A 25,273-nucleotide genomic window follows, 5' to 3' on the forward strand; every position below is an offset into this window, starting at 1 on the left:
CGGCTGGCGGGTTCATCCCGACCACCGCGGCGAACAGACCATGAGCCTGATCACCAACGGCAATTTCGGCGCGGTCAGCCATCAGGGCAGGGCGTTTGTCGCGCTGGCGGTGTTTTATCGCTATGCGGGCCTGAGCGAGCAGAACGAGCCGCCGGCGCAGATCCGCGAACTCGTGCCGCTACCGATGGTCGAGCGCGCGCGCGTGCTTGGTGCGGCGTTCCGTGTCGCGCATCTGATCTCGGCGGCGCGCCCGGGCGTATTGCCGGCGACGCATTTTCGCAGCCGCGGCCGCAAACTGATGCTGGTGTTCGAGCACCGGATGGTCGACCTGGTGGCCGATCGCGTCGGCAGCCGTTTCAAGCAGCTGGCGCGGCTGGTCGGCCGCACCGGGACCATCGTGCGGCGCTGAACGGGAAATGCGGCAAAAATTTTTTTAGCCGCCTCTTGAAACCAAAATCCGTTTTTTTTAATTATTGCATCGCCGCCGCGAGGTGGTGTCCCCGACGCCGGAACGGGTCAGGGACTTGAGACGGGCACCGGTCGTGTCCGGTGCCGCTCGTACCCATTTTGCTCTTTGGAGGATCTGGCTATGCGCACTTACGACTTCTCACCGCTTTGGCGCTCGACCATTGGCTTCGATCGCCTTTTCGACCTCGCTGAAACCGCTCACCGGGCCGGCGAGGACAACTACCCCCCTTACAATATTGAACGGCTGGGCGACGATCGTTACGAGATTTCGCTCGCGCTTGCCGGGTTTTCGCCCGATGAAATCTCCATCACGGCCGAGCAGAACGTGGTTACCATCGAGGGCGGCAAGGTGGCCAACACCGAACGCGAATATTGCTATCGAGGTATTTCCGCGCGGCCCTTCAAGCGGCAGTTCAACCTCGCCGACTACGTGCAGGTGAAAAACGCCGCGTTCGAGAACGGGCTGCTGAAAATCGAGCTGGTCCGGGAAGTTCCCGAAGCAATGAAGCCGCGGCGAATCGCGATCAACGGCGGCCCGGCCGGCAACGTGCATCAGCTCGAAGGCAAGGCTGCGTAACCGTTTTTAATGGATTGGCTCCCGCCCCGGCCTGCCGGGCGGGAGCGCCGCCCCCTTGGGGGCGAAAACTCAGCAGCGTGAAAAGGAGAGGAAAGGAGAATCATCCGATGATCGACCATGCTGACAACATTATCGACCTGAATGCGATATTGCATCCCGCTTCGGTGTACGATCATCCCCGTGAGGTCGTGGCAGATACGACCATATCGATTCACGAGAAGCGTGCCATCCTTGCATCCTGGGCATCGGATGCGGCTGCCGTGGCATCGAATCCGGCGCTGCGAGAGCTGCCCGGGTCTCATCGCTTGGTGACCATCGATGAAGTACTCGAGGCGTTATCGGCACTGGATCGGGGACCGCAAGACCCGCCCGGTGGAAAACCGGCGCGCATGAAATCCGTCGCACGCGTTGGCATCGCAGCGTAGCGGCGACCCGATAGCGCGCGAAATCGTCATTCCAGGAGCGAAGCAACGAAGCAATCAGCCTTGCTTGCGGCCTTCTGGATTGCTTCGTGGAGCCTGTCATCGGGCGGCGCTTTGCGCCGACCCGTTGGCTCACAATGACGGAAATGGCTACTCCCGATCCACCCGCACCACGCGGCCCTTCTCGATCGCAAGCGCCAGCCGGCCGTGCTTCAGCGCTAAAGCCGCCTCGCCGAACAGCTCGCGGCGCCAGCCGTGCAATGCGGCGACATCGGCATGATCGTCAGCCGCGATCTGCTCGAGGTCGTCGACGGTGGCGATCACCTTGGTGGCGACCGCGTGGCGTTCCGACGTCATCCGGAGCAGCACCTTCAGAAGCTCGACGATCGCCGCGCCGTTGGAATTGTTGCGCTGCTTTTCGATCTTGGGCAGCGCGCGCGGGTCGCGGGCGATCCCGCGCTGTACGGCGGCGATGATATCGGCGCCCCATTTCGAGCGGTCGAATCCCTTCGGCAGCGAGCGCAGGCTTGCCAGCCGCTCCAGGCTGGTCGGCGCATGGGTGGCGATATCGCCGACCGCGTCGTCCTTCAGCACGCGGCTGCGCGGCACGTCGCGGCTTTGCGCCTCCTGCTCGCGCCAGGCCGCGACTTCCATCAGGACGGCGAGCTCCTTCGGCTTGCGCACCCGGGACTTCAGCCGCTCCCAGGCGCGTTCCGGGTGAAAGTCGTAGGTTTTCGGCGAGGTCAGGACTTCCATCTCCTCGCTGACCCAGTCGCTGCGGCCGCGTTTCTTGAGGTCGACATCGAGCGCCGCGAACACGTCGCGCAGATGGGTGACGTCGGAAACGGCGTAATGCATCTGCTCTGCGGTGAGCGGCCGGCGCGACCAGTCGGTGAAGCGGTGGGTCTTGTCGGGCCGGTGCCCGGTGATGCGCTCGACCAGCTGGTCGTAGGCGATGCTGTCGCCGTAGCCGAGCACCATGGCGGCGACCTGGGTGTCGAAGATCGGATGCGGAAGGATGCCGGCTTCATGCCAGACGATCTCGATATCCTGCCGCGCGGCATGAAACACCTTGAGGACCTTCTCATCGCCCATCAGGTCGAAGAAGGGCTGCAGGTCGATATCCTCAGCGAGGGCGTCGATCACGACGGCTTCCTCGGGGCTTGCCATCTGGATCACGCACAGCAGCGGATAATAGGTGGTCTCGCGCAGGAACTCGGTATCGACGGTGATGACCGCGTGCTTGGCAAGGCGGTCGCAGGCGGCCGTGAGTTCGGCGGTGGTGGTAATCAAGTCCATGGACGGTCCATAACGCTTCCAAAAAGGGCGTTCTGCCGAAAGCGCTGATCTGTCAAGGGTCCTGCAGCAAATTAGACGCTTGCAATGGCGCTGAACAGGCGCTTTTCGGCTGGTTCGCCCTGGCTGCGAACGGGCATGCGCCGCGGTTGGCGGGGACGACTTTGAGAGTGTGGGAGATCTCGCCTCAAATGCTGATTTGGTAGATGCATACAGCGCCCGCGTTCCCGCGCCCGCCGCGCGAGTTGGGCTTAGTTCTCTCCCCTTGAACCATGAGGGAGACGGAGCGCCGAAAGGCGCGCCTTGGCGAGGTGCGCCGGCCGCGTCAGCAAAATTGCCGGACGGTTAACGATTTCACGTGCCGCAAAAGGTCTGCAGCACCCGCTCGTGCTGTTCGGGCGGTTCGGCATAAGCGGCGAATGCCGGCTGGTCCTCATATGGCTGGGCGAGGATAGCCAGAAGCTCCTCGAACGGCGCAAAATCGTGCCGGTTCACCGCCGCTTCGATCACCGCCTCGACCCGGTGATTGCGCGGAATGAAAGCCGGGTTGACGGCGCGCATCGCGGCCCGCCTGGCTGCGGCATCCTGCGGCTCGTCTGAACTGCGCTGCCGCCAGCGTACCGCCCAGGCGTCATAGGCAGCGGGATCGGCGAATAATTGTCGAACATGCGCATCGCCCGCCGGGCCCAGCGCGGCGTCGCTCAAGCGCCGGAAAGTGAGCGTGAAGTCGGCCGCATTTTCCGCCATGGCTTTCAGCAGATCATTCGCGAGTTCCGGATCGTCGGCACGCGTCGTGAACAGGCCGAGCTTGCGGCGCAGGCCGTCGTAATAGGCGGCATCGAATTTTTCGGCGAAGCCGCCGAGTGCCGACTGCGCCTCGGCGATGGCCTTGTCCTGGTCGTCGCAGAACAGCGGCAGCAGGCACTCGGCAAAGCGGGTCAGGTTCCACAGCGCGATGCGCGGCTGGTTGCCGTAGGCATAACGACCCATCTCGTCGATCGAGCTGAACACCGTCGCCGGATCGTAACTGTCGATGAAGGCGCAGGGGCCGTAGTCGATGGTGTCGCCGGAGATCGAGGTGTTGTCGGTGTTCATGACGCCGTGGATGAACCCGACCAGCAGCCAGCGCGCCACCAGTTCCGCCTGGCGGCCGATCACCGCGTCCAGCAGCGCATGATAGGGGCGTTCGGCATCCGCAATGTCCGGATAGTGCCTGGCGATGACATGATCGGCGAGCCGGCGCACGCCGGCGACGTCGCTGCGCGCGGCAAAATACTGGAAGGTGCCGACGCGAATGTGGCTGGACGCAATGCGGGTCAGCACCGCGCCCGGCAGCAGCGTCTCGCGCACCACGTTTTCGCCGGTCACCACGGCGGCGAGCGAGCGGGTGGTCGGAATGCCCAGCGCCGCCATCGCCTCGCTGACGATATATTCGCGCAGCACGGGGCCGAGCGCGGCGCGGCCGTCTCCGCGGCGCGAAAACGGCGTAGGTCCCGAGCCTTTGAGCTGGATGTCGCGGCGGACGCCATCGGCGTCGATCACCTCGCCGAGCAGGATGGCGCGGCCGTCGCCGAGCTGCGGCACGAAATGGCCGAACTGGTGCCCGGCATAGGCCATGGCGATGGGATCGGCACCATCGGGGACGCGCTTGCCGGCGAGAATCTCGACGCCTTCCGGGCTACTCAGCCAGTCCGGATCGAGGCCGAGATGCAGCGCCAGCGGGCGGTTCAGCTTGACGAGTTTCGGGGAGGCCACCGGCGTCGGCGCCACCCGGGCGAAAAAGCCGTCGGGCAGTGCGGCATAGGTGTTGTCGAAGGGGAAGTGAACCGTCATGAGGGTCAAGATAAGGATGCGCCGGGAATTGGCAATCACGCGGCAATGGCCTTTTTTTCCATCATTTCTCACTCTTTGATCGGTTTTCAGAGGCTCGAAAGTGCCGGCCTTCGGTTGCCGCGCCGCAATGCGTCGGGTAAACCCTGACGCTCTTCGGGGCCTGCTTTCATCCGACCTCCGACGCCTTTTTTCGGGATTTCCATGCATCGTTACCGGTCCCACACCTGCGGCGCGCTCCGCCAGAGCGATATCGGCCAGGACGTTCGCCTGTCCGGCTGGTGCCATCGCATCCGCGACCATGGCGGGCTGTTGTTCATCGACCTGCGCGACCATTACGGCCTGACCCAGTGCGTCGCCGATCCGGATTCGCCGGCGTTCAAGGACGCTGAAAAGCTGCGCGCGGAATGGGTGGTGCGGATCGACGGCAAGGTGCGCCGCCGTCCCGAAGGCACCGAGAACCCGGATCTGCCGACCGGCGCGGTCGAGCTTTTCATCACCGAGATCGAGGTGCTGGGCCCGGCTGGCGAATTGCCCCTGCCGGTGTTCGGTGAACAGGAATATCCTGAAGATATAAGGCTTAAGTACCGTTTCCTCGACCTTCGTCGCGAGAAGCTTCACCAGAACATCATGACTCGCGGTCAAATTGTTGATTCGATGCGCAGACGCATGAAGGATCAAGGCTTCTTCGAGTTCCAGACGCCGATCCTGACCGCCTCGTCGCCGGAGGGCGCGCGCGACTTCCTGGTGCCGTCAAGGATTCATCCGGGAAAATTCTACGCGCTGCCGCAGGCGCCGCAGCAATACAAGCAGCTGCTGATGATGTCGGGCTTCGACCGCTATTTCCAGATCGCGCCCTGCTTCCGCGACGAGGACCCGCGCGCCGACCGGCTGCCCGGCGAATTTTATCAGCTCGACGTCGAGATGAGTTTTGTGACCCAGGACGACGTCTTCGCGGCGATGGAGCCGGTCATCACCGGGGTGTTCGAGGATTTTGCCAAGGGTAAACCGGTCACCAAAAACTGGCCGCGGATTCCGTTCGCCGAGGCGATACGCAAATACGGTAGCGACAAGCCGGACCTGCGCAATCCGCTTCAGATGCAGGACGTCTCCGAGCACTTCCGCGGCTCCGGCTTCAAGGTGTTCGCGCGGATGCTGGAGAATCCCAAGAACGAGGTCTGGGCGATCCCCGGACCCGGCGGCGGTTCGCGCGCATTCTGCGACCGCATGAACTCCTGGGCGCAAGGCGAAGGCCAGCCTGGGCTGGGCTACATCATGTGGCGCGAGGGCGGCGAGGGCGCCGGTCCGCTCGCCAAGAACATTGGCCCGGAGCGGACCGCCGCGATCCGCGCGGCGCTTGGATTGAAGGAGGGCGATGCCGCGTTCTTCGTCGCCGGCGACCCCTCAAAATTCTGGAAATTCGCAGGCCTCGCGCGCGCAAAACTTGGCGAGGAGTTGAACCTGGCCGACAAGGACCGTTTCGATCTGGCCTGGATCGTCGACTTTCCGATGTACGAATACGACGAAAACGAGAAAAAGATCGACTTCTCGCACAACCCGTTCTCGATGCCGCAGGGCGGACTCGAGGCATTGCAGACCCAGGACCCGCTGACCATCAAGGCGTTTCAATACGACATCGTCTGCAACGGCTATGAGATCGCCTCCGGCGGCGTCCGCAACCACCGGCCCGACGCCATGGTGAAGGCGTTCGAAATCGCGGGCTATGGCGAGAAGGAGGTGGTCGAGCGCTTCGGCGGCATGTACCGCGCGTTCCAATACGGCGCGCCGCCGCATGGCGGCATGGCAGCCGGCGTCGATCGCATTGTCATGCTGCTCTGCGGAACCACAAACCTGCGGGAAATCTCGCTATTCCCCATGAACCAGCGCGCCGAAGACCTGCTGATGGGAGCGCCCTCGGAGGTCAGCCCGAAGCAGTTGCGCGAGCTTCACATCCGGCTCAATCTGCCGGACAATTAATTGGCCTTTAGTCCAGCCATCGGCGCATCAAGCCGGGGACGAGGAAGCCGCGGGGGAAATGCATGTCGTCGTATTCTGAAGATCTTGATTCCGCGGCGATCGCCTATCACCAGTTTCCGCGCCCCGGGAAGCTTGAAATCCACGCGATCAAGCCGCTCGCCAACCAGCGCGACCTGGCGCTGGCCTATTCGCCCGGCGTGGCCGCGGCCTGCATGGCGATATCGGCCGATCCGTCGCAGGCCGCCGAACTGACCATCCGTGCCAATCTGGTCGCGGTTGTCACCAACGGCACCGCCGTGCTCGGTCTTGGCAATATCGGCCCGCTGGCCTCCAAGCCTGTCATGGAAGGCAAGGCGGTGCTGTTCAAGAAATTTGCCGGCATCGACGTGTTCGATATCGAGCTCGCCGCCGACACGATCGACAAGGTGGTCGAGGCGGTGGCAGCGTTGGAGCCGACCTTCGGCGGCATCAATCTGGAGGACATCAAGGGACCGGAATGCTTTGAGATCGAGGCCCGGCTCAAGGAGCGGATGAAGATCCCGGTATTCCACGACGATCAGCATGGCACCGCCATCATCGTCGGCGCCGCGATCAAGAACGCGCTGCTGCTCAACGGCAAGAAGCTGGAAGACGTCAAGATCGTCGCCTCCGGCGCCGGCGCCGCGGCGATCGCTTGCCTCAATCTGCTGGTGTCGATGGGGGCGCAGCGCAACAACATCTGGGTCTGCGATATCGACGGCGTCGTGCATGAGGGCCGCAACACGCTGATGGACCGCTGGAAGGCGGTCTACGCGCAGAAGACCGACAAGCGCGTGCTGGCCGACGTGATTCCCGGCGCCGATATTTTCCTCGGCCTGTCCGCTCCGAATGTGCTGAAGCCGGAGATGGTCAAGCAGATGGCCGACAAGCCCTTGGTGATGGCGCTGGCCAATCCCGACCCCGAAATCATGCCGGACGAAGCGCGGAAAGCGCGGCCCGACGCCATGATCTGCACCGGGCGCTCCGACTTTCCCAACCAGGTCAACAACGTCTTGTGCTTTCCGTTCATCTTCCGCGGCGCGCTCGATGTCGGCGCCACTGCGATCAACGAGGACATGAAGCACGCCGCGGTGGACGCGATCGCGCAGCTGGCGCGCGATCCGCCCTCGGATGCGGTGGCTGCCGGCTTCGACAGCGGCGAAGCCCAGGGTTTTGGGCCGGGTTCGCTGATCCCGAGCCCGTTCGATCCACGCTTGATTCTGCGCATCGCGCCTGCGGTTGCACGGGCCGCGACGGCCTCAGGCGTCGCGACACGGCCGATCAAGAATTTCGACGAATACGCCGCTGCGCTGGAGCGCTTCGCATTCCGCTCCGGCCTGGTCATGAAGCCGGTGTTCGCGAAGGCGAAGACGCAGCCGATGCGCGTGATCTATGCCGAGGGCGAGGACGAGCGTGTATTGCGCGCAACGCAAGTGGTGCTCGAGGAAAAGCTGGCGCGGCCGATCCTGGTGGGCCGGCCCTCGGTGGTCGAGGTGCGGATCAAGCGGTTCGGCCTTGCCATCAAGGCGGGCCGGGATTTTGACCTTATCAATCCCGAGGACGATCCCCGCTATCGGTCCTACGTGCAGTCCTACATCAAGGCCGCGGGACGCTACGGGGCGACGCCGGATGTCGCGCGTACGACGATTCGCACCAACGCGACCGTTATCGCGGCGCTGGCGGTGGTTCGCGGTGAGGCCGACGCGATGCTGTGTGGCATCGAGGGCAGCTATATGCGGCATCTCCGCCATATCAGAGAAATCATCGGATACCAGTCCGGCGTCAGCGATTTCGCGGCGCTCTCGCTGATGATCTCCAGCAAGGGCGCGTTTTTCATTGCCGATACACAGGTGCGGCCAAACCCGTCCGCCGAAGAACTCGTGGATATCGCAGGAAGGGCGGCGGTTCACGTGCACCGCTTTGGCATCGCCCCGAAAATCGCCTTCGTATCGCATTCTGACTTCGGCAGCTACGACACGGAATCCTCGCGCAAGATGCGCAAGGCTGCAAATCTGTTTGCCGAGCGCTACCCGGAAATCGAGGCCGACGGCGAGATGCAGGGCGATACCGCGTTGTCCGAGGCGGCCCGTGAGCTGATCCTGCCGCATTCGCGCTTGAAGGGCGTGGCGAACGTCCTGATCATGCCTAATCTCGATGCCGGCAACGCAGCCTATCAGATGATCAAGGTGCTGGCCGACGCGCTCCCGGTCGGTCCGATCCTGATCGGGCCGGCGCGGCCGGCGCACATCCTGACGCCCTCGGTGACCGCGCGCGGCATCCTCAACATGACCGCGGTCGCGGCGGTCGAAGCGCAGGAGCGGGCGGGCCGCCAGCAGCCGAGCCTGTTCGGTTAGATCGAGGCGGCGTTATTTTTTAGGGATGTTTGGGAAACATGGCGGTTGTCGCTGCGCGCCGCTTCATTTGGTCAATGGTCGCCGCACAGGGCATGGTGCAAATTGGAGCGTTCACGCTACCGGCATTACTGCCAGGCTATATCGATCGCTGGCACCTCACTAAAACTGAAGCGGGTTGGCTGATCGGTGTTTTCTTCGCAGTCTACGTCGTTGCCGTTCCCGCGCTGGTTTCGCTCACGGATCGAATCCCGACGCGGCGGGTCTATGCCATAGGTGCAGGCCTCACGGCGCTCTCGCATCTGGGTTTTGCGTTTATCGCCGACGGGTTCTGGTCGGCATTGATTCTTCGCGCGGTCGCGGGGGTAGGTTGGGCAGGCGCCTACATGCCAGGCCTCAAAGCCATCGCCGACACTTTGGAGGGCAATGCGCAATCGCGCGCCGTGTCGCTGCATGCCGCGGGTGTCGGCGTTGCCGGCGCAAGCTCTTACGCGGTAGCCGGCCTTATTGACACTGTCGCCGGTCCATCCGCCGCGTTTGCGTTTGGTGGCCTTTCGGCGCTCATTGCGCTGCTGCTTGCCTGGCGGGTCATGCCAAAGGGCCCGCCAAAGCATTCGTCCTCCGACAGGTCGCTGCTGGACTTCCGTCCGGTCTTTCGTAACCGTCGTGCCATGGCGTGGATTGCCGGTTATACCGTTCACACCTGGGAAATGGCCGCGGTACGGGCCTGGGCTGTCACGTTTCTGACCATCACCGCCGCGCAGGCCGGATCACCGTCCTGGTTGCCGGCGCCGACAATCCTGCTGACCGTGGCCGGCCTGATCGGCATTGCCGTATCTGTCTCAGGCAACGAAAGCGCGCAGCGCTACGGACGAATGCGCGTCGTGACGGCTGCAATGATGACGGCATCGGTTCTGGCTCTATGCACGGGCTGGTTCGTCGGCATGTCCATGGTCGTGGCCGCGGCGCTCATCGTAGTGTGGGTCGCTGCAATATTCTGGGACAGCTCCGCGCTAACTGCAGGGACAGTTCAGGCGTCGGACCCCGCATTGCGAGGAGCCACGATGGGGCTTCACAGCATGTGCGGATATGCGGGCGGCTTCATTGGTCCGCTTGGGGTAGGCCTCTGCCTGGATCTTGCCGGCAATAACCCAACGCTCGGCTGGGGGCTTGGTTTTGGACATTTGGCAGTCGTGACATTGGCCGGTTTTGTTATACTTCGCTGGTATGCTGCTTCGTTCGAAAACGCCTAGGTCCGCATCCGGCCCAAAACGGATATGCGGCCCGCCAATCATGTTTCCTCCGGCAGATTCATTTGATCGTTTGAAAAGCCCGGCTTGAGCGCCCATAATCGATCCGTTGTCGCGCATCTAATTGCCGCAGTTCCAGCGAGGCCGGCCATGCCAGCGTTTATCACCTTCGGGCGGGTTCTTTTCGCCATATTGTTTATCGTCTCGGGGGCTTTCAAGCTTCTGGACATTACCGCGACCACCCAGATGATCACCGACAAGGTGGTGATTCCGGGGATGCTGACGGGCTACACCACCGAGCTCGAAGGCATCACCGGGATGCCGATGCCGCAAATGCTGGCGATTGCGGTCGGCGCATTGGAGCTGATTTGCGGACTGATGATTGCGCTGAATTTCGGAGCGCGTTTTTTCGCGATCGTGCTAATCATCTTCGTGATCGCAGCGACCTTCACCTATCACGATTTCTGGAATCAGGCCGGGGCCGAACAGAAGAACAACATCGTCCATGCGCTGAAAAACGTGTCGCTGCTCGGGGGGCTGCTTATCATCGCGGGAATCGGCCGAGGACCGAGGTCCGATCCGACCTATACCGACGTCTAGCCAGAGCATGACGCTTTATATCGCATCCGCCGTGACGTTCAGGGTCACCTCTCCCCGCAGGGGAGAGGTCGGATCGCATCGCCAGATGCGATCCGGGTGAGGGGCCTCTTCGCAAGTACCAGCGTGTGGAGACACCCCTCACCCGAAGCCTGTGCTGCGCTCCGGCTTCGACCTCTCCCCTGCGGGGAGAGGTGACGCGGGCTCCAACCTGAACGGCTTTTAGCCGGCGCGTCGCCACGGCGTCACGCTGACGTCATGGGAAGCGTCGAGGATTTGCGGCTCGCCGGGCTTGAGGCCGTGTGCGGCGAGAATGGCCTGCGGCGAGCGTTCCGGCACCCCGGGCAGGCAGGGTTGGCCGCCCGGCAGCCGGACATGCGGCGCCTGCGACAGCCAGAACGTATCGTAGCGGTCGAGAAACATCGCAAACACCTCGGGGCCCCCGATGATCGCGACGGTGCCGGAACGGACGCCCGCGCAATCGCAGGCCTCGTCGAACGTGGCGCCCGCGGGATTCCATAACACGGCATTAGGATTGGAAGGGTCGGCCGCCAGCGCCGCAGTCTTCGACGTGAGAATGAGCCGCTTTCGCTTCGGCGAATTCGGCTGGCCCTCGAATGAATGGCGGCCGTGAACGATCAGGCCGGTGCGGTCGAGCGCGGCGTTGAAGAATTCCTGGTCGCCCTTGAACCTCAGCGAATCCGGCATCACGTGCTTCGCGTTCGCAAGCATGCCGTCGGCCGACACGATGACGTAGCCCTCGATGCGCAGCGCGGACATGACGGCGCGCGAACCGCTACTCCGAGATCGTTTGTACGACGCTGGAAACCGGACGGGAGCTCATTGTCGGCAGCTTGGCGTCCTTCAACAGCTCTTCGTCATATTGCGCGATGGTTTGTACCGGCGCCTTGGGCTTCATCTGCACCACCTTGTAGCCGCCGGCCTTCAGCTTGCGGAGAATCTCCGGCAGCGCTTCGACGGTATGTTTCTGGAAATCGTGCATCAGGATGATGCCCTTGCCGAGCTTGTCGAGCTTCTTGAAGATGTTGTCGACGACCTGCTGGGACTTACTCGACTTGAAATCGAACGAATCGAGGTCGCATGAGAAGATTCCGATGTTGCGCTCGCCGAGATAGGTCACCATTTCCGGCGGATGCTGCAGCGCCGGGAAGCGGAAGAACGGCGCCGGCGCTGCGCCGAGCGCCCATTTTACCGCGCTAAAGCCTTTCTCGATTTCCTCCTTCTTTTGCTGATCGGTAAGCTTCTTGCCGTTCAGGTTGGCGTGCGACCAGGTGTGCGCGCCGACGGTGTGGCCGGCCGCCGCCACCTGCTTCAGGATTTCGGGATAATAGGTCGCGTGCTTGCCGATCGGGAAAAAGATGCCGGTGGTGCACTGGTCCGCCAGCGCTTTCAGCACCGAGGGCGTGTTGACCTGCCAGGGTCCGTCGTCGAACGTCAGTACGACTTCCTTGTCCCTCAGAAAATCGAGCTGCTTGAAATGTTCGAAACCGAAACCGGGCCCTCCGGTGGTATCGATCTGCACGACGCGGGCAACACCGAGCGCGTCCGGAGTATTGTTGCAGGCGACCTTGGGGCCGGGCGGCGGCGCGGGAGGAGGCGGCGGAGCAGGGGCTGCCTGCTGCGCCGGCGCGGCGCCCTTGGCGGCCGGCGCCGCCGGAGCGGGTCCCTTGGCAGCCGGCGTCTGCGCGAAGGCGCCGCCCGCCGCCACAAACGAAAGCGCGCCCGCAAAGATCAAACCTGCCGCAATGCGCATCGGATTCCCCTCGGATTTGTTGGGCCTGAACGCGGCCTTGCGCCGGGGCACAGTTGCCGTATCGCCCTCATTCACCCTAGCTCAATCGAGGTTGCGCCGCCATTGTGACGTCTTTTATCCCCAATGGTTGATTCGCCATTGTCGGGCGGCTTCCGTGAACGGCCCTCAGCTATCCGCCAGCGAGCGCGCAATGGCGGTCTTGATTCGCGTGTCTGATGGTTCGACCAATTCCGGAAACACATCGGCGATGTAGCCGTCGCGGCCGACCAGGTATTTGTGAAAATTCCAGCGCGGCAGATCCTTCGGCCGCGCCTCGGCCGCCCATTTGTAGAACGGGTGCGCATTCGCGCCCTTCACGACGGTTTTGGCCGCGATCGGAAAGCTGACCCCATATCGGTGCTGCGCCGTCTCTGCGATCTCTTTTGAGCCGCCCGGCTCCTGTCCGCCGAAATCGTTCGAGGGCACGCCGATGATCATCAAGCCGCGGCCATGAAACTCCGTCCACAACTCCTGCAGTCCGGCATATTGCGGCGTGTACCGCACTGCGATGCGGTGTTGACGACGAGGAAAGGCCGCCCGGCAAGTTCGGCGAGCCTGATATCGCCACCCTCAAGCGCCGGAAACGAAAAGCCGTAGGCGGTGATCCGGCTCATGGGTGTCTGCGCCATGGCGGTTCTCAGGCAAGCCGGTGCGGCCAGCGCCGCCATCATGATGGTCCTGCGGTCGATCATCGCTCAGTTCCTGTCCGTCATTGCGAGGGGCGAAGCAATCCAGCCCGTCTGCGCGGCCGGCCGGATTGCTTCGCTTCGCTCGCAATGATGGTACCGTAGTTCGCGCAGGTGCGCCGCTCAATATGCCGTTATGACGGCTTGCACCATGGCAGCGGCAGCAGCGGAAGATGATATTTGCTCCATTCGCAGACCGGTTCCGGCCCGGCGCGCTTGAGCGCGTATTTCACCGGCTCGGCCTGCCCGACGACGAGATGAAGGCCCACCAGCGTCGCGGCGATCGGATACGCCCATGTGTGAAACCGAAAGGAGCTCATGCGGTCGAGCAGGATCGCGCCGGCAACAATGATCAGCGGATCGGTGAAGACAAAATACTCCGATTTCAGGCCGCGGCGCACGCCGAGCGCGTCAATGCCGACGGCGGCCAGCAGCAGCCCGAGCGCCTGTATCGCGGCCTGCCGTTCGCCGCGGCGCCATGCAACGACAATGCCGGGAACGATCAGCCAGGTCAGGAATACCGTGGGCCGCGGCGAGGAGTGCAGCACGAATGTATAGCGCGCGAGCACCGAAGCGATGCCTTCGAACAGCGGCAGCACGATTGCCTTCAGGCTGGCGCCCTTCGCGAGCTCGGCGGTGCCGGCATCGGCAAAGCTCAGCATTTTTTCCAGCGGATTGAAGACCGCGATGACGTCCCTGGCGTCAAATTCGAGTTTGAGTGCGAGCAGCGCCAGCAACGCGCCGGCGGCAACGGCAAACATCGAGGCAAGGGTCTCGGCCGCGGCCACCCGCCAGATCGCGGCATAGGCAGCCATGCAGGCGCCGATCAGGATCAGCAGCGCCGCCTGATACACGCCGAACTGGCCGAAAAACAGCGGCCGCAATTGCGCCGCGTCGATCACGGCGCGGTCGAAACCGACGGCCATCAGCGGATAGGCCGCCCACGCCGCTGCCGCGGCGGCGAGTGCCGCAGTAGCGGCGGCCGGCCATGCCGACGCCGGATTCCGCCAGAAGGCGACGCTGGCGCTGCAAGCACCGCCGAAGGGCAGGATGACGATCGGAAGAGCCGCGATCAGCAAGATCGCCTGCACCTTGTTCTCGATCCCGAGCACGCAGAGCGAAGCTGCCAGCGCCATGCCGAGCGGCCGCGCAACGCCGGCGCGGCGGCCGATCACGATCAGGATCAGCAGTGCTGACAGTACCGGGAATGCCGCGACCAGTTCGCTGCGCAGGATGCGCGCGTGGATCGCGACGCCGCCCGAAAACGTGAACGCAAACGCCGCGATCAGCGCGACGCGCCAGTCGCGCACGACCATGCGGATGAGGCCGGCGAAAATCAGCACGCACCCGCTTGCCGTCAGCCAGGCCAGCAGGCGTGCGGCGCGAACGGCCGACGTCATCGCGACGTCGAACGCAGCCGGGTTGGATGCCGGCGGTATGCTGGACAGCGTCCAGGCGTCGAGCAGCCCGAGGCCGTGCAGCAACTTGAACCAGAGCTGCACCGACAGGATGGTAATATAAGCGGGGTGATCGAAGAATTGCTGCGGCTTGCCCTCGTTGAGGACAAGCGCGTTGTAGACCACCATGAAGTCCATGTCGGCGTTGCGCCAGTAGATCAGCGCGTAGCCGAACAGAAAAAACGAAACGCCAAGACCCGCGACGATTGCCGCGAGGCCGTTTCGCCAGCCAAGAAACGTGATGCGGTCGAAGGTGTCCTTCGCCGTCGCTGGCTGGCGTATTGAATCGGGGACCGGTTGCTCCATGCCGGCGTGTTTAGCCCAGCAAGCGGTTTACAGAATATTTTTTTTCGTCATGGCCGGGCTTGTCCCTACTGGATTCACATCTCCGCCATCAGCAACACCGCCGTCATCCTGAGGTGCTCGCCGTCTTCGGCGAGCCTCGAAGGATGGGCCACAAGTGCCTGCGGCCATCCTTCGAGACGCCGCGCAAGCGCGCGGCTCCTCAGGATGACGGCGGGATGTGTGGATCGGAAAAATTCGTGTTTTTGGCGTGGACATGCGGTCCAATCGGACCTGTAAAGATATGTACCTACCATAGGGCTTGACCCGGGGCGTGACGGGTCTTGGCTATTTCGATCTAACGCAGCGGAATGATGAAATCGGTTCCTTCGCCGGTCTCGCCGCCGTTGACGCCCTGATCGGAAACGATGATCGAAGCGCCGGTCGAAAGCGCGTCGTTGATGCGCGCCATCGCATCGGCAGGAATGGTCAGCCGGTCCAGTGCCTCGGCGGCGCTGCCCGGCAATGGCGCGGCTTTAACCTCGACGGCGCCCGTGGTTTTTCTCCGTCGCGCCGCGCGTTCGTCCAGGTCCGGCTGTGTCGCCTCGTGCGCGACGACGGGCATCGATACGACCGACCAGCGCAGCAGATTGCCGTCATCCTTGTCGGCCTGCGCCGTGAACAGGTGAGTTCCGAGCAGGCGCTCGCCCGGGGCAATGGTCACGGGCACTTCGAACAGCGGAGTGAAATTCTGCCGCACATAGAGCTTGCCGTCTTTTTTACTGACGAACACGGCGATCTGTCCGCTGCGCTTGGCTGCCGCTGCCGCCGCTGCCGGCTGCGGCTTCGGAGCCGCGGCGTTCTGCGGATCGGACGGCCCACTCTGGTCCTTGTTCGCATCCGGACCGGCATCGGCGGCATCGGCTTGGTCGAATGCGTTGACGTCGGCGGGTCGGAATTCGGCCGCGGTGGATTGCGCGGATCGGGTGCCGCCCGATTTTTCGTCGGAAGTCGCGACCTCGATATTTCCGCTGCTCGCAACCGGCGCATCGGTAATGGTCAGCGGCGAGCGCGGCTGCGACATTGCGCTGCTGGCGTCGGCGGTGTGGATCTGTTCGCGCAATGCCGCAGCGGCGACCGCTTCGCTTGCAGCTGATTTTACGGGGTCGTGGCCAAGCGTCGATTTCAATCCAAGGCGCGGCCCGGAAAGCGCGGGCTTGATGGCCGGGTCCGCGACCGCAGTCTTGTCGGATTTCGCCGTGACGGTGGCGTTCGGCTCCGCGGCGGCAACCGGGACAGGCGTCGGAGGCGTTTTTTGCGTTGCCAGCAGCGGATGCGAAAAACTCTCCGGCGACAGTTCGCCCGGCGCAATGACGACGCGGGCGCCGATCCGGGTCCAGCCCCACATCTTCACCGCAAAATTCATGGGCATGCGGATGCAGCCATGCGACGCCGGATAGCCGGGCAATACGCCGGCGTGCATCGCGACCCCGGACCATGTGATGCGCTGCATGTAAGGCATCGGCGCGCCGCTATAGATGTTGGAGCGGTGGTATTTGCGCTTCTGGATGACGCTGAACACGCCCATCGGCGTGGAGTGGCCGCGCATCCCGGTGGAAATCGGCGTCTTCGCGAAGGCGCCGTTGGCGTCATAAATCCTGAGAAGCTGTTTCTCGATCGAAATCGCGATAATCAACGGCCCCTGCGGCTTCCGGGCGTCCTTCGCGAGATCCTCGTTGTTCAGGACCTGTTTCTTGATGGATTTGCGCACGCGGAAGGGGGCAGGCCGCGGCGGCAAATAGGGCTCATAATAGTCCGGCCAGAATACGGAAGGCGCAGCTTCGGTGGGGGACGCAGTGCCGACAATTCCGGCGGCCGCCAAAACAGCAATTCGGCAGAACGCGTTTGAAAAAGCCGTATTAGCCAGAAAACAAGTTTTGCCGGTCAGCGACAGCCGCCCAGCAGAAACAGCACGATGCCCGTCCAATTCCCAACACTCCGAATTCAGCTTCACTGTCTGGTGTCGCAGACGGCCTTCGCGTTCACTAGGGCAGGCGCTGTTATCCCTGCGGTTTTCGCCGCCAGCGTAGCAAAAAAGCCTCACAATTCATTAACCAGGCAGCCGCGCGATCTTCCGGTGCGGCGTCGCCGCACTACATGAGGGGCTCCACTCAAGGAGACCTTCATGACACGCCATCGCAGCGAGCCTTGTGACATGCGCTTTCGAGGCTGGATATTCGTCGCGCTTGCGCTGGCGGCGCTCGGAGGCTCATCCGCGCTCGCGGCCGATGAGCCTGATCTGATCTTTCGGCGCTCGACGGTGTTCAAGCTGCTCAGTCCTAACGACAAACTCGCCACCTATGGGCTCGACGATCCCGAGATCGATGGCGTCGCCTGCCATTTCACCGTGCCGGAAAAGGGCGGTTACAAAGGATGGCTTGGACTGGCCGAGGAGGTTTCGGATATTTCGCTGGCTTGCCGCCAGGTCGGCCCGATCCATTTCAAGGGCAAGCTGGAACAGGGCGACGACATGTTTCGCCGCCGGCGCTCGCTGTTCTTCAAAAAAATGCAGATCGTCCGTGGCTGCGACGCCAAGCGCAACGTGCTCGTCTACATGGTCTATTCGGACAGGATCATCGAAGGCTCGCCGAAGAATTCGACCTCGTCGGTGCCGGTCATGCCATGGGGTGCGGCCGATTCCGCGGTTCAGAAGTGCGGCGACTTCATCCAGTAGAGGCCGTGCTAGCGTTCGACCGGAACCGGCCGCGGGCGAATCCACGGATCCGGCCGTGCATTGGGATCGCGATAGCCGACCAGATGCACCAGTTTCTGCGGAACCTGTTCGTTGCGGCCGCCGTCGGCGCCTTGCTCCGACATCGCGCCGCACTCTTTGGCTCGCTTCCGTTTCGAGGAGCTCTGATCGAGCCGCCGATCGGTAGCGCCGCCGCTACTCACCAAACGCTCGACGATCGATTCGTGGGTCGAGGTTTTGCTGCCAACACCAATGTTGCCCTTGCCCACCACTGCAATCCTTCTTCTGGAGGTATGCAATAACCCGCAATCGCCCTGAAAAGTTGCATGCATCGTCAACGCTTGATGGATCGAGGTCGCGGGTAGAGCACCGCCTAAAATCATGGCACTGAAATCATTGAGCTTTTTATTTGAATTGTTTCGTCATCATGTTCCGACGAAACAATTCTCCTGAGCGACGAAACCATTTTCCGTTTTCGAGCAGACATCCGGAAACAGCCGTTGGGTATCAATTTGCCAACGAAACGGCGCGCAGCGCCTCAGACTGAGACCGGAGACAGTTAATGCGGACGATCAGCTTCATCCTAGCCTTCGCCTTCATTCTGGCCGGCCCCTCGATGGCTGGTTCGTCCGACGGCAGCCTGCCGGGCGCCGGCGCCTTCTCCTACAACGCTACGCCAGCCGCACCGACCGTCATCGCCGCGAATTGATCGCGCTTACCGCAACGAAATTTAAAAAAAAGGTATGTGACGATGTTTCGCACCAGTTCGCTCGCCGCCCTGCTTCTCACCGTCGTTTTCGCAAGTTCCGCGCAGGCGCAGATATGGTCGTGGAAGAAACTGCCGGACCCGCGCGGCGAATTCGTGCGTTTGTGCGCCCCCCATATGGTCGACCGCTGGGCCCATCCCGAAGCCGTCTGCAGCTGTTTGCACGACCATGCGGTTGCGGCTGTCGACGATCCCGATCTTCGCGAGGCGCTGCTGCGCGGCATCAGCGAGACCGGCGTGCCGACGATCGAGAACGATTGGGTGCCGGCGTCCAAGCAGCCGCAGATCGCCGCGACTTTCACCAAGATCGCCAAGCCGACGCTGCAATGCATGTTCGAGCCGCGCGAGCCGCGGACCTGAGCGTCTCATTCGTCATGCCCGGGCTAAAGCGCGACGCGCGTCTTCGCGCTTTAGCCCGGCCATGACCGGAAAGAGATGACCGACATTCGCAGAGACGATTGCCTCAAGGGCAAGGTCGCCATTGTTACCGGCGCGGGATCTCGCGCGGAAGGAATCGGCAACGGCCGCGCCACCGCGGTCATTCTGGCGCGGCACGGCGCGCGCGTGACGCTGGTCGACACCGTCGCGCAGTGGGCGGAAGAAACCAGGCGCCTGATTGAAGCGGAAGAGGGCGTTTGCCAGATCGTCGAAGGCGACGTCAGCGATCCCGCCCAGTGCCGGGCCATCGTCGCGCGCGCCGTCGACGCGTGGGGCAGGCTCGACATTCTCGTCAACAATGTCGGCATCACTGGGCCGCGCGGCAACGCCATCGAGGTCGACGTAGCGGCATGGGACAGCGCGATGCGCGTCAACGTCGCCTCGATGATGCTGATGGCGAAATACGCCATTCCCGAAATGATCAAGAGCGGCGGCGGCTCCATCATCAATCTCTCATCGGTCGCAGGATTGCAGGGCGGGCATCCCAGCCTGCTGTATCCGACCTCCAAAGGGGCCATCGTCGCGCTGACGCGCGCAATGGCGGCGCATCACGGCCGCGACGGCATCCGCGTCAACTGCATCGCACCCGGCACGGTCTACACGCCGATGGTGGCCTCGCGCGGGATGACGCCGGAACTGCGCAAAGCCCGCCGCGAGCGCACGCTGCTCGGCACCGAAGGCACCGGCTGGGATATCGGCTATGGTGCGCTGTATCTGGCCAGCGACGAATCGCGCTGGGTCACCGGCATCACGCTGCCGATCGACGGCGGCGCCACTGCCGGAGCCAAGACATCGCCGGTGCCGCCGAGCGAGCCGGAGAAATAGTGTGTTGGCGTTAGCGTTGCCGAACACCGCGCCGTCATCCTGAGGTGCTCGCCGCATCGCGGCGAGCCTCGAAGGACGGCCACAAGCGGCCCGCGGCGATCCTTCGAGACGCCGCGCAAACGCGCGGCTCCTCAGGATGACGGGTTTTCTTGTTGATGCGCCTACTTCTTCGTCCCCATCCGCGGCACGCATTTTCGCGCGCGCGCGACGCCGGTCGTGGTCAGTTTCACGCCGGTGACTTCCTTGATCTGGCCTGCTGGACACGATCCGTCATCGACCATGACGCGCTGGCCCAGTCTGAGATCGGCGATGTCCTGTTCGCGCGCGACCTGCTGCGCCATGGCGGGCATGGCGAACCCGAGCAACAGCAACGCGGAAAAAATGATGTGCGCGACTTTCATATGCGCATCACTTGTTCTGGATCTTCAGACCATCGGGCCCAACGTTGATCTGCACGCCTTTCGGCTCCTTCTTGGCCTCATAGAGATTGTAGCCGAGCACGCCCACCACCACGACCAAGGCGCCGATGATGAGAAACATGAGGTTGCGATTGCCGGGCATCCGGGTTCTCCATGCGGCTTTCCGTCCATTGTATGGACCCGTCCGCGATTCTCATAGCGATCAAAAAAAACCTGCAAATCCCCAATAATATGGTTTGATCCGGACGCCAATTGGAGTACCGCGACGATGCGTTCCGACGATACCAACCGCAAAATCCTCGACGCCGTCGATGCCGGTTTCGACGCGCAGCTCGCCACGACAAGGGATTTTGTTGCGATTCCCTCGACCCGCGGCGCCGAAGGTCCGTGCCAGGACATGATCGGCGATCTCTTGCGCCAGCGCGGCTACGAGGTCGACGATTGGCACATCAATGTCGACGATCTGAAGGATCTGCGCGGCTTCGGCCCGATCGAACATGATTTTTCGAAAGCGCGCACGGTGGTCGGAACCTACCGTCCCGCCAGCAATGCCGGCAAATCGCTGATCCTGCAGGGACACTGCGACGTGGTGCCGGCCGGCCCGCTGGAGATGTGGGATACGCCGCCGTTCGCGCCGGTGGTCCGGGACGGGAAAATGTACGGCCGCGGCGCCTGTGACATGAAGTCCGGCACCATCGGCGCGCTGTACGCGCTCGACGCCATCAAGGCCGCGGGGTTGCAGCCGACCGCGCGGATTCATTTTCAGTCGGTGATCGAGGAAGAGAGCACCGGCGCCGGCGCGCTCTCGACCTTGCAGCGCGGCTACCGCGCCGATTGCTGTTTCATTCCGGAGCCGACCTCGGGCCACATGGTGCGCTCGCAGGTCGGCGTGATCTGGTTCCGGCTGAAAGTGCGCGGCCATCCCGTCCACGTGTTCGAGGCCGGTTCCGGATCCAACGCGATCACCGCGGCCTACCATCTGATCCAGTCGCTGGAAAAGCTCGAGGCCGGCTGGAACGAGCGCGCCAAGGCCGACCGTCATTTCAAGGCGGTGACGCACCCGATCAATTTCAATCCGGGCATCATCAAGGGCGGCGACTGGGCCTCCAGCGTGCCGGCGTGGTGCGACGTCGACTGCCGCATCGCGATCCTGCCGGGCTGGTCGGTTGCCGATTGCCAGGCCGAGATTTTGGCCTGCGTCTCGGCGGCGGCGCGCGACCATCGCTTCCTCTCCAACAATCCGCCCGATGTGGAATGGTCCGGCTTCCTGTCGGAGGGATATGAGCTGAAAGATTCCGCAGCGCCGGAAGCCGCGTTCGGCAAGGCCTATGACGTGGTCTATGGTGGCACCGCGCCGGACCTGGTGTTCACGGCGCTGACCGACACCCGCTTCTACGGGCTGAACTACAACATCCCGAGCCTGTGTTTCGGCGCCAGCGGTGCAGCGATGCACGGTTTTAATGAATACGTCGATCTGGAGTCACTGCGCAAATCCACCAAGGCGACCGCGCTGTTCATCGCGGAGTGGTGCGGAGTGGAGGCGGTGTAGCTCGTCGTGTCCCGGACGCGGTGCAGCGTCCTTCACGCTGCTCCGCAGAGCCGGGACCGTCACAGATGCTGCATCTCGTTGCGGCCCCGGCTCTGCAGCGCACCACGCCGCGAAGAGCGGCGCACTGCGCTGCGTCCGGGGCACGAGTCATTGGTTACGGCCACAACGCCTTCACAATCGCATCCAGCCCGTCAGTCAGCGCTGCCGGACCGGGCTGCAGGATCAGCGGCGACTTGATCTCGACGATGCGGTTGTTGCGCACCGCCGGAATCTCGTTCCAGCCCGGCCGCTGCCTGATCCGCTCCGGCACTACTTTCTTGCCGCACCACGACGCCAGGATCACATCGGGCGCTGCGTCGCGCACCGTGTCCGGCGAAATGATGCGGTCCTTCGCCGCCTGATGAAATCTCAGGTTCGGCAGGATGTCCTCGCCACCGGCGATCTCGATCAGTTCGGACACCCAGCCGATGCCTGATATCAGAGGGTCGTCCCATTCCTCGAAATAGACTTTTGGTTTTGGCGAGGGCCGAGAGGCTGCGGCGATTTCCGCCAGCCGCTGCTCGTACTGCTTCGCAAGCCGTTCAGCGCGCTCTGCCGCATCGACCAGCGCGCCGAGGGTGCGGATCATCGCCAGAACGCCGGCAATGTCGCGCTGGTTGAAGACGTGGATGGCGACGCCGGCGCGCACCAGATCGGCGACGATATCGGCCTGCAAATCCGAGAACGCCAGCACCAGGTCAGGCTCGAGCGCAAGGATCTTTGGAATGTCGGCGGAGATGAACGCGGAGACCCGCGGCTTGTCGCGGCGCACCCCCGGCGGCCGCACCGCATAGCCGGAGACGCCGACGATGCGATCCTGCTCGCCGAGCAGATACAGCGTCTCGACGGTTTCCTCGGTCAGGCAGACGATCCGGCGGGGAGGGAATTGGCGCATGGCGGAGATATTGGACCCGCTGCCATTTATAGCAACGCCATTGCCGGGCTTGACCCGGCAATCCATCCTCTTTGAAGACTCTCGCGAAGATGGATGGATACGCGGGTCAAGCCCGCGTATGACGAACTGGGAGGACGATCGATCATGACGCCGCTTGAAAAAATCAACGCGATGAAAATGCCGTTTGCCGAGCTGAAAGGCGTGAAATTCATCGAGGCCGAGAAAGACCGCGTGGTGGCGCGGATGCCGGTACGGCCCGATCTCTGCACACTCGGCCACACCATTCATGGTGGCGCGCTGATGGCGTTCGCGGATTCGGTGGGCGCCGCGGCGACCGTCATCAATCTGCCGGACGACGCCAAGGGCACCACGACCATCGAGAGCAAGACCAATTTTATTGGTGGCGCCAGCGAGGGCACGACCGTGGTTGCGATTGCGACCCCGGTGCATCGCGGGCGGCGCACGCAGGTATGGCAAACGCGGCTTCAGACCGAGGAAGGCAAGCTGGTCGCGATCGTCACGCAGACCCAGATGGTGCTCTGACGGGAACTTTTTATGTTAAGCTTTGTTAACGAGACCTTGCGCGAAATCGGAGCTTTCTGCCGTAATTTCAGGCGGTTACAGGCCTTGTAATTCATGGTGCAGCGCACAATATTGAAGGTCTAGGGATTCGGACGCCTCCTCAGGGCTTCACCGAGGAGAAAGACTAATGAACGGACTTCCTGCCAACGGCAGCATCAGAACTCTTACGGCGCGCGAGATGCTTTTGCTGCGTGAGCATCTCTTGAGGCTCGATCCCGAAAGCCGGCGTGACCGGTTCAACGGCGCGGCCGACGAAAGCTTTGTGGAATCCTACGCGGCGCGCTGCCTGGCCGATGGCACGGTGGTGATCGGCTATGTCGAGGATGGCAAGGTGCTCGGGGCCGCCGAATTGCATCAGCCGGACTCGTCTGATGACGGCGTGCCCGAGATCGCGTTCAGCGTCGAGCGTTCGGCGCGGCGCAAGGGCGTCGGCAGCGTCCTGTTCAAGCGGCTGATTACCGAGGCCGAGGGGCGCGGCCATGAGAGCCTGCGGATCACCACCGGCTATCGCAACAAAGCGATGCGGGCGCTCGCCCACAAATTCGGCGCGCATCTGACGTTTCGCCATGGCGAATCGACCGGAAGTATCGATCTGAAGCACCCGACGCAGCCTGAAGCGGCAACGCCTGCGGTCACAACAGCGGCCGACGCCGCGCGCGCGGCAATGAATTTCAGCCGCGCCTGATGGAAGCTGTTATGGGGAATGTCGGGACGGCGTAGGCCACGCCTTCGAAACAACAACGCGCGCGTTTTGGCGCGGTGCACCGGGCGTTCGTTACGTCCCGGTGCGCTTGTCGTTGCCGAATTTCCGGACAATGCGGCGCTCGACCACGACCGAGCGCTGCGCGCCCTGTTCACCCGCGATCACGCGCGTGGTTGAACGTCCCGCTGTAACGCGGTTGGCCTTTTTCACTTCGGCCTGTACGTCTTCGATCGGCAATCCCATCAGCGAGGCCGCGATCTCGGCTTGCGCCTCCTGATCGTCGGTGATCCCGATCGCAGCGAAGATGGCTTCATCGAGCGTCGGCGGATCGCGCCGCACCCGCCGCGTTCCATATTTCGTCTTCCAGTCTTCGCTCATATCGGCCTCTCAAGTCATTCGAGATAGCTAGTCAAGCCGATGCTGCAATGCAATATGGGAATTAGTAGGGCAACGCAGCCATGCATCAGAGCTTTTCCAGCTGCGTCGCGTCGTAAAGTTCGATGGTGCTGGCGCCGGCGGCCAGCGGCTGCAGTGCCCGGACAAAATCGCGCGAGGCAGGCACTGCGAAATGCGCCAGCAAGCTTGCGCGGTCGGTCCATTGCTCGATGAACACCAGCCGCAGCGCGTTCTCGCAATCGACATGCACCGCATGCGAGATGCAGCCCGGCTCCCGGCGCGAGCGATGCACGTGTTCGAGGCTCAGCCGGCGCACTTCATCGAAGGTATCCTGGCGCGCCACCACGCTGCCGGTCACCACAATCATGCTGCCCTCCCATCCATCGACGATGCTCGACGACTAGGCCGGCGCCAACGCGCCGGCGCCGGCGATGTCGATCGGTTGCTGCGGCCATCGCTTCAGCGCGGCGCGTCCGGCATCGGTCAGAACGTAGACACCGCGCTCGGCGCGGTCGAACCAGCCGTAGACGTTGTGTTGCAGAATTTTCGGCGCATCCGGAATATCGGGCCGCAACTCGCGCAGTTTGCGCGGCCCCAGCGCCATTGCTGACGCGCAGGCCAGTGCCTGCTGGCGGTAGGCGGTCATGATCGGCGATCGCGTGCTGCCGCCGGCGGTCGGATCGCCCTTTCGGCGATTGTGCTCGGCGACCAGCCGCGAGCGTTTCCTCGGGTTGCGGCGCGGGGCGGTGGTGGCCGGTTTGACGATCACCTCGACCTGGCCGCCGCTGGTCACCCCAAGCATGCCGAAACCGAGCCGCCGGCACAGATTGCGGTAGCGCGCGTCGCTCTCGCGGCCCTTGCCGCGCGCCGACATTTTGGCCGCCA

At 63.2% G+C, this 25,273-nt stretch carries 26 protein-coding genes and 2 pseudogenes; 14 read left to right on the forward strand and 14 right to left on the reverse strand.

Annotated elements, in window-relative coordinates; genetic code table 11:
• The 3 genes and pseudogenes from VGP39_RS26635 to VGP39_RS26645 form a co-directional block, all read left to right on the forward strand.
• Nucleotides 1-409: pseudogene (locus VGP39_RS26635) on the forward strand (exopolyphosphatase); the annotation flags it as partial.
• Nucleotides 410-589: 180 nt separating this feature from the next.
• A complete protein-coding gene (gene hspD, locus VGP39_RS26640; protein WP_327571083.1) occupies nt 590-1,045 on the forward strand; it encodes a small heat shock protein HspD in 456 nt (151 codons plus the stop codon).
• A gap of 107 nt (nt 1,046-1,152) precedes the next feature.
• Nucleotides 1,153-1,470, forward strand: coding sequence for a hypothetical protein (locus VGP39_RS26645; RefSeq protein ID WP_327571084.1), 318 nt, complete (start codon nt 1,153-1,155; stop codon nt 1,468-1,470).
• A 147-nt stretch (nt 1,471-1,617) separates the two neighbouring features.
• Here the strand turns inward: VGP39_RS26645 and rnd are convergent, their stop codons facing one another.
• Nucleotides 1,618-2,766 (reverse strand): ribonuclease D, encoded by a 1,149-nt coding sequence (rnd, locus tag VGP39_RS26650; protein WP_327571085.1) that lies wholly within the window; start codon nt 2,764-2,766, stop codon nt 1,618-1,620.
• Nucleotides 2,767-3,117: 351 nt separating this feature from the next.
• The gene (locus tag VGP39_RS26655) at nt 3,118-4,596 is read right to left on the reverse strand and encodes a protein adenylyltransferase SelO (protein ID WP_327571086.1); all 1,479 of its coding nucleotides are present in this window, start codon (nt 4,594-4,596) and stop codon (nt 3,118-3,120) included.
• A 201-nt stretch (nt 4,597-4,797) separates the two neighbouring features.
• Between VGP39_RS26655 and aspS the strand changes: the two genes are divergently transcribed.
• From aspS to VGP39_RS26675, 4 genes are all read left to right on the forward strand, one after another.
• Nucleotides 4,798-6,570: an aspartate--tRNA ligase gene (gene aspS, locus VGP39_RS26660; RefSeq protein ID WP_327571087.1), complete on the forward strand. Its 1,773-nt coding sequence runs from the start codon at nt 4,798-4,800 to the stop codon at nt 6,568-6,570.
• Between the two features lie 62 nt (nt 6,571-6,632).
• Entirely contained in the window at nt 6,633-8,942 is a 2,310-nt protein-coding gene (locus VGP39_RS26665) for an NADP-dependent malic enzyme (protein WP_327571088.1), read from the forward strand.
• Between the two features lie 38 nt (nt 8,943-8,980).
• Nucleotides 8,981-10,192 carry an MFS transporter gene (locus VGP39_RS26670; RefSeq protein WP_327571089.1) on the forward strand — a complete coding sequence of 404 codons (1,212 nt, stop codon included), beginning with the start codon at nt 8,981-8,983 and terminating at the stop codon, nt 10,190-10,192.
• A 147-nt stretch (nt 10,193-10,339) separates the two neighbouring features.
• Nucleotides 10,340-10,789 (forward strand): DoxX family protein, encoded by a 450-nt coding sequence (locus VGP39_RS26675; RefSeq protein ID WP_327571090.1) that lies wholly within the window; start codon nt 10,340-10,342, stop codon nt 10,787-10,789.
• Between the two features lie 219 nt (nt 10,790-11,008).
• Here the strand turns inward: VGP39_RS26675 and VGP39_RS26680 are convergent, their stop codons facing one another.
• From VGP39_RS26680 to VGP39_RS26700, 5 genes and pseudogenes are all read right to left on the reverse strand, one after another.
• Nucleotides 11,009-11,566: a dihydrofolate reductase gene (locus VGP39_RS26680; protein WP_327571091.1), complete on the reverse strand. Its 558-nt coding sequence runs from the start codon at nt 11,564-11,566 to the stop codon at nt 11,009-11,011.
• A 16-nt stretch (nt 11,567-11,582) separates the two neighbouring features.
• Nucleotides 11,583-12,560: a polysaccharide deacetylase family protein gene (locus VGP39_RS26685; RefSeq protein WP_327571092.1), complete on the reverse strand. Its 978-nt coding sequence runs from the start codon at nt 12,558-12,560 to the stop codon at nt 11,583-11,585.
• Nucleotides 12,561-12,725: 165 nt separating this feature from the next.
• Nucleotides 12,726-13,291, reverse strand: a pseudogene (locus tag VGP39_RS26690) (glutathione peroxidase).
• 128 nt (nt 13,292-13,419) lie between these two features.
• Entirely contained in the window at nt 13,420-15,048 is a 1,629-nt protein-coding gene (locus VGP39_RS26695; protein ID WP_327571093.1) for a hypothetical protein, read from the reverse strand.
• A gap of 334 nt (nt 15,049-15,382) precedes the next feature.
• A complete protein-coding gene (locus tag VGP39_RS26700; RefSeq protein ID WP_327571094.1) occupies nt 15,383-16,906 on the reverse strand; it encodes a L,D-transpeptidase in 1,524 nt (507 codons plus the stop codon).
• Between the two features lie 333 nt (nt 16,907-17,239).
• Here VGP39_RS26700 and VGP39_RS26705 point away from each other — a divergent pair, with 333 nt between their 5' ends.
• The gene (locus VGP39_RS26705) at nt 17,240-17,758 is read left to right on the forward strand and encodes a CreA family protein (RefSeq protein WP_327571108.1); all 519 of its coding nucleotides are present in this window, start codon (nt 17,240-17,242) and stop codon (nt 17,756-17,758) included.
• 8 nt (nt 17,759-17,766) lie between these two features.
• On the opposite strand, the gene VGP39_RS26710 is transcribed toward VGP39_RS26705, so the two are convergent.
• On the reverse strand, nt 17,767-18,159 hold the full coding sequence (locus tag VGP39_RS26710; RefSeq protein WP_327571095.1) for a hypothetical protein: 393 nt from the start codon (nt 18,157-18,159) through the stop codon (nt 17,767-17,769).
• A gap of 179 nt (nt 18,160-18,338) precedes the next feature.
• Between VGP39_RS26710 and VGP39_RS26715 the strand changes: the two genes are divergently transcribed.
• The 3 genes from VGP39_RS26715 to VGP39_RS26725 all read left to right on the forward strand — a co-directional run bounded on the left by VGP39_RS26715 (nt 18,339) and on the right by VGP39_RS26725 (nt 19,805).
• Nucleotides 18,339-18,485 (forward strand): hypothetical protein, encoded by a 147-nt coding sequence (locus VGP39_RS26715; protein ID WP_327571096.1) that lies wholly within the window; start codon nt 18,339-18,341, stop codon nt 18,483-18,485.
• Between the two features lie 42 nt (nt 18,486-18,527).
• Complete coding sequence (locus VGP39_RS26720; protein WP_327571097.1) at nt 18,528-18,902, forward strand: hypothetical protein; 375 nt, start codon at nt 18,528-18,530, stop codon at nt 18,900-18,902.
• Nucleotides 18,903-18,977: 75 nt separating this feature from the next.
• Nucleotides 18,978-19,805: an SDR family oxidoreductase gene (locus VGP39_RS26725; protein WP_327571098.1), complete on the forward strand. Its 828-nt coding sequence runs from the start codon at nt 18,978-18,980 to the stop codon at nt 19,803-19,805.
• Between the two features lie 161 nt (nt 19,806-19,966).
• Here VGP39_RS26725 and VGP39_RS26730 read toward each other — a convergent pair whose 3' ends face one another.
• Nucleotides 19,967-20,206: a DUF6719 family protein gene (locus VGP39_RS26730; protein ID WP_327571099.1), complete on the reverse strand. Its 240-nt coding sequence runs from the start codon at nt 20,204-20,206 to the stop codon at nt 19,967-19,969.
• Between the two features lie 7 nt (nt 20,207-20,213).
• Nucleotides 20,214-20,366, reverse strand: a complete 153-nt coding sequence (locus VGP39_RS26735; protein ID WP_327571100.1) for a hypothetical protein — start codon at nt 20,364-20,366, stop codon at nt 20,214-20,216.
• A 126-nt stretch (nt 20,367-20,492) separates the two neighbouring features.
• Here VGP39_RS26735 and VGP39_RS26740 point away from each other — a divergent pair, with 126 nt between their 5' ends.
• Nucleotides 20,493-21,773: an ArgE/DapE family deacylase gene (locus VGP39_RS26740; RefSeq protein WP_327571101.1), complete on the forward strand. Its 1,281-nt coding sequence runs from the start codon at nt 20,493-20,495 to the stop codon at nt 21,771-21,773.
• A gap of 154 nt (nt 21,774-21,927) precedes the next feature.
• Here VGP39_RS26740 and VGP39_RS26745 read toward each other — a convergent pair whose 3' ends face one another.
• A complete protein-coding gene (locus VGP39_RS26745; protein WP_327571102.1) occupies nt 21,928-22,707 on the reverse strand; it encodes a cobalamin-binding protein in 780 nt (259 codons plus the stop codon).
• A 144-nt stretch (nt 22,708-22,851) separates the two neighbouring features.
• Between VGP39_RS26745 and VGP39_RS26750 the strand changes: the two genes are divergently transcribed.
• Both VGP39_RS26750 and VGP39_RS26755 read left to right on the forward strand, forming a co-directional pair.
• Nucleotides 22,852-23,250, forward strand: a complete 399-nt coding sequence (locus VGP39_RS26750; protein ID WP_327571103.1) for a PaaI family thioesterase — start codon at nt 22,852-22,854, stop codon at nt 23,248-23,250.
• A 166-nt stretch (nt 23,251-23,416) separates the two neighbouring features.
• The gene (locus VGP39_RS26755; RefSeq protein WP_327571104.1) at nt 23,417-23,974 is read left to right on the forward strand and encodes a GNAT family N-acetyltransferase; all 558 of its coding nucleotides are present in this window, start codon (nt 23,417-23,419) and stop codon (nt 23,972-23,974) included.
• Nucleotides 23,975-24,064: 90 nt separating this feature from the next.
• On the opposite strand, the gene VGP39_RS26760 is transcribed toward VGP39_RS26755, so the two are convergent.
• From VGP39_RS26760 to VGP39_RS26770, 3 genes are all read right to left on the reverse strand, one after another.
• A complete protein-coding gene (locus VGP39_RS26760; RefSeq protein WP_327571105.1) occupies nt 24,065-24,370 on the reverse strand; it encodes a hypothetical protein in 306 nt (101 codons plus the stop codon).
• 85 nt (nt 24,371-24,455) lie between these two features.
• Nucleotides 24,456-24,755, reverse strand: coding sequence for a putative quinol monooxygenase (locus VGP39_RS26765; protein WP_327571106.1), 300 nt, complete (start codon nt 24,753-24,755; stop codon nt 24,456-24,458).
• A 33-nt stretch (nt 24,756-24,788) separates the two neighbouring features.
• On the reverse strand, nt 24,789-25,273 hold a 485-nt coding region (locus VGP39_RS26770), incomplete at its 5' end, for a DUF2161 family putative PD-(D/E)XK-type phosphodiesterase (protein ID WP_327571107.1).

It is taken from the genome of Bradyrhizobium sp., assembly GCF_036009065.1.
In the GTDB taxonomy this organism is placed as follows: domain Bacteria; phylum Pseudomonadota; class Alphaproteobacteria; order Rhizobiales; family Xanthobacteraceae; genus Bradyrhizobium.

What these genes read in the sequence shown, in the direction of transcription:
- VGP39_RS26645 (WP_327571084.1), top strand. Translation starts at nt 1,153, where the DNA reads ATGATCGACCATGCTGACAACATTATCGACCTGAATGCGATATTGCAT.
- VGP39_RS26715 (WP_327571096.1), top strand. Translation starts at nt 18,339, where the DNA reads ATGCGGACGATCAGCTTCATCCTAGCCTTCGCCTTCATTCTGGCCGGC.
- VGP39_RS26765 (WP_327571106.1), bottom strand. Translation starts at nt 24,755, where the DNA reads ATGATTGTGGTGACCGGCAGCGTGGTGGCGCGCCAGGATACCTTCGAT.
- VGP39_RS26760 (WP_327571105.1), bottom strand. Translation starts at nt 24,370, where the DNA reads ATGAGCGAAGACTGGAAGACGAAATATGGAACGCGGCGGGTGCGGCGC.
- VGP39_RS26710 (WP_327571095.1), bottom strand. Translation starts at nt 18,159, where the DNA reads ATGATTTTAGGCGGTGCTCTACCCGCGACCTCGATCCATCAAGCGTTG.
- VGP39_RS26670 (WP_327571089.1), top strand. Translation starts at nt 8,981, where the DNA reads ATGGCGGTTGTCGCTGCGCGCCGCTTCATTTGGTCAATGGTCGCCGCA.
- VGP39_RS26680 (WP_327571091.1), bottom strand. Translation starts at nt 11,566, where the DNA reads ATGTCCGCGCTGCGCATCGAGGGCTACGTCATCGTGTCGGCCGACGGC.
- VGP39_RS26755 (WP_327571104.1), top strand. Translation starts at nt 23,417, where the DNA reads ATGAACGGACTTCCTGCCAACGGCAGCATCAGAACTCTTACGGCGCGC.
- VGP39_RS26735 (WP_327571100.1), bottom strand. Translation starts at nt 20,366, where the DNA reads ATGCCCGGCAATCGCAACCTCATGTTTCTCATCATCGGCGCCTTGGTC.
- VGP39_RS26730 (WP_327571099.1), bottom strand. Translation starts at nt 20,206, where the DNA reads ATGAAAGTCGCGCACATCATTTTTTCCGCGTTGCTGTTGCTCGGGTTC.
- VGP39_RS26720 (WP_327571097.1), top strand. Translation starts at nt 18,528, where the DNA reads ATGTTTCGCACCAGTTCGCTCGCCGCCCTGCTTCTCACCGTCGTTTTC.
- VGP39_RS26750 (WP_327571103.1), top strand. Translation starts at nt 22,852, where the DNA reads ATGACGCCGCTTGAAAAAATCAACGCGATGAAAATGCCGTTTGCCGAG.
- VGP39_RS26695 (WP_327571093.1), bottom strand. Translation starts at nt 15,048, where the DNA reads ATGGAGCAACCGGTCCCCGATTCAATACGCCAGCCAGCGACGGCGAAG.
- VGP39_RS26745 (WP_327571102.1), bottom strand. Translation starts at nt 22,707, where the DNA reads ATGCGCCAATTCCCTCCCCGCCGGATCGTCTGCCTGACCGAGGAAACC.
- VGP39_RS26740 (WP_327571101.1), top strand. Translation starts at nt 20,493, where the DNA reads ATGCGTTCCGACGATACCAACCGCAAAATCCTCGACGCCGTCGATGCC.
- VGP39_RS26725 (WP_327571098.1), top strand. Translation starts at nt 18,978, where the DNA reads ATGACCGACATTCGCAGAGACGATTGCCTCAAGGGCAAGGTCGCCATT.
- VGP39_RS26685 (WP_327571092.1), bottom strand. Translation starts at nt 12,560, where the DNA reads ATGCGCATTGCGGCAGGTTTGATCTTTGCGGGCGCGCTTTCGTTTGTG.
- VGP39_RS26655 (WP_327571086.1), bottom strand. Translation starts at nt 4,596, where the DNA reads ATGACGGTTCACTTCCCCTTCGACAACACCTATGCCGCACTGCCCGAC.
- aspS (WP_327571087.1), top strand. Translation starts at nt 4,798, where the DNA reads ATGCATCGTTACCGGTCCCACACCTGCGGCGCGCTCCGCCAGAGCGAT.
- VGP39_RS26675 (WP_327571090.1), top strand. Translation starts at nt 10,340, where the DNA reads ATGCCAGCGTTTATCACCTTCGGGCGGGTTCTTTTCGCCATATTGTTT.
- hspD (WP_327571083.1), top strand. Translation starts at nt 590, where the DNA reads ATGCGCACTTACGACTTCTCACCGCTTTGGCGCTCGACCATTGGCTTC.
- rnd (WP_327571085.1), bottom strand. Translation starts at nt 2,766, where the DNA reads ATGGACTTGATTACCACCACCGCCGAACTCACGGCCGCCTGCGACCGC.
- VGP39_RS26705 (WP_327571108.1), top strand. Translation starts at nt 17,240, where the DNA reads ATGCGCTTTCGAGGCTGGATATTCGTCGCGCTTGCGCTGGCGGCGCTC.
- VGP39_RS26665 (WP_327571088.1), top strand. Translation starts at nt 6,633, where the DNA reads ATGTCGTCGTATTCTGAAGATCTTGATTCCGCGGCGATCGCCTATCAC.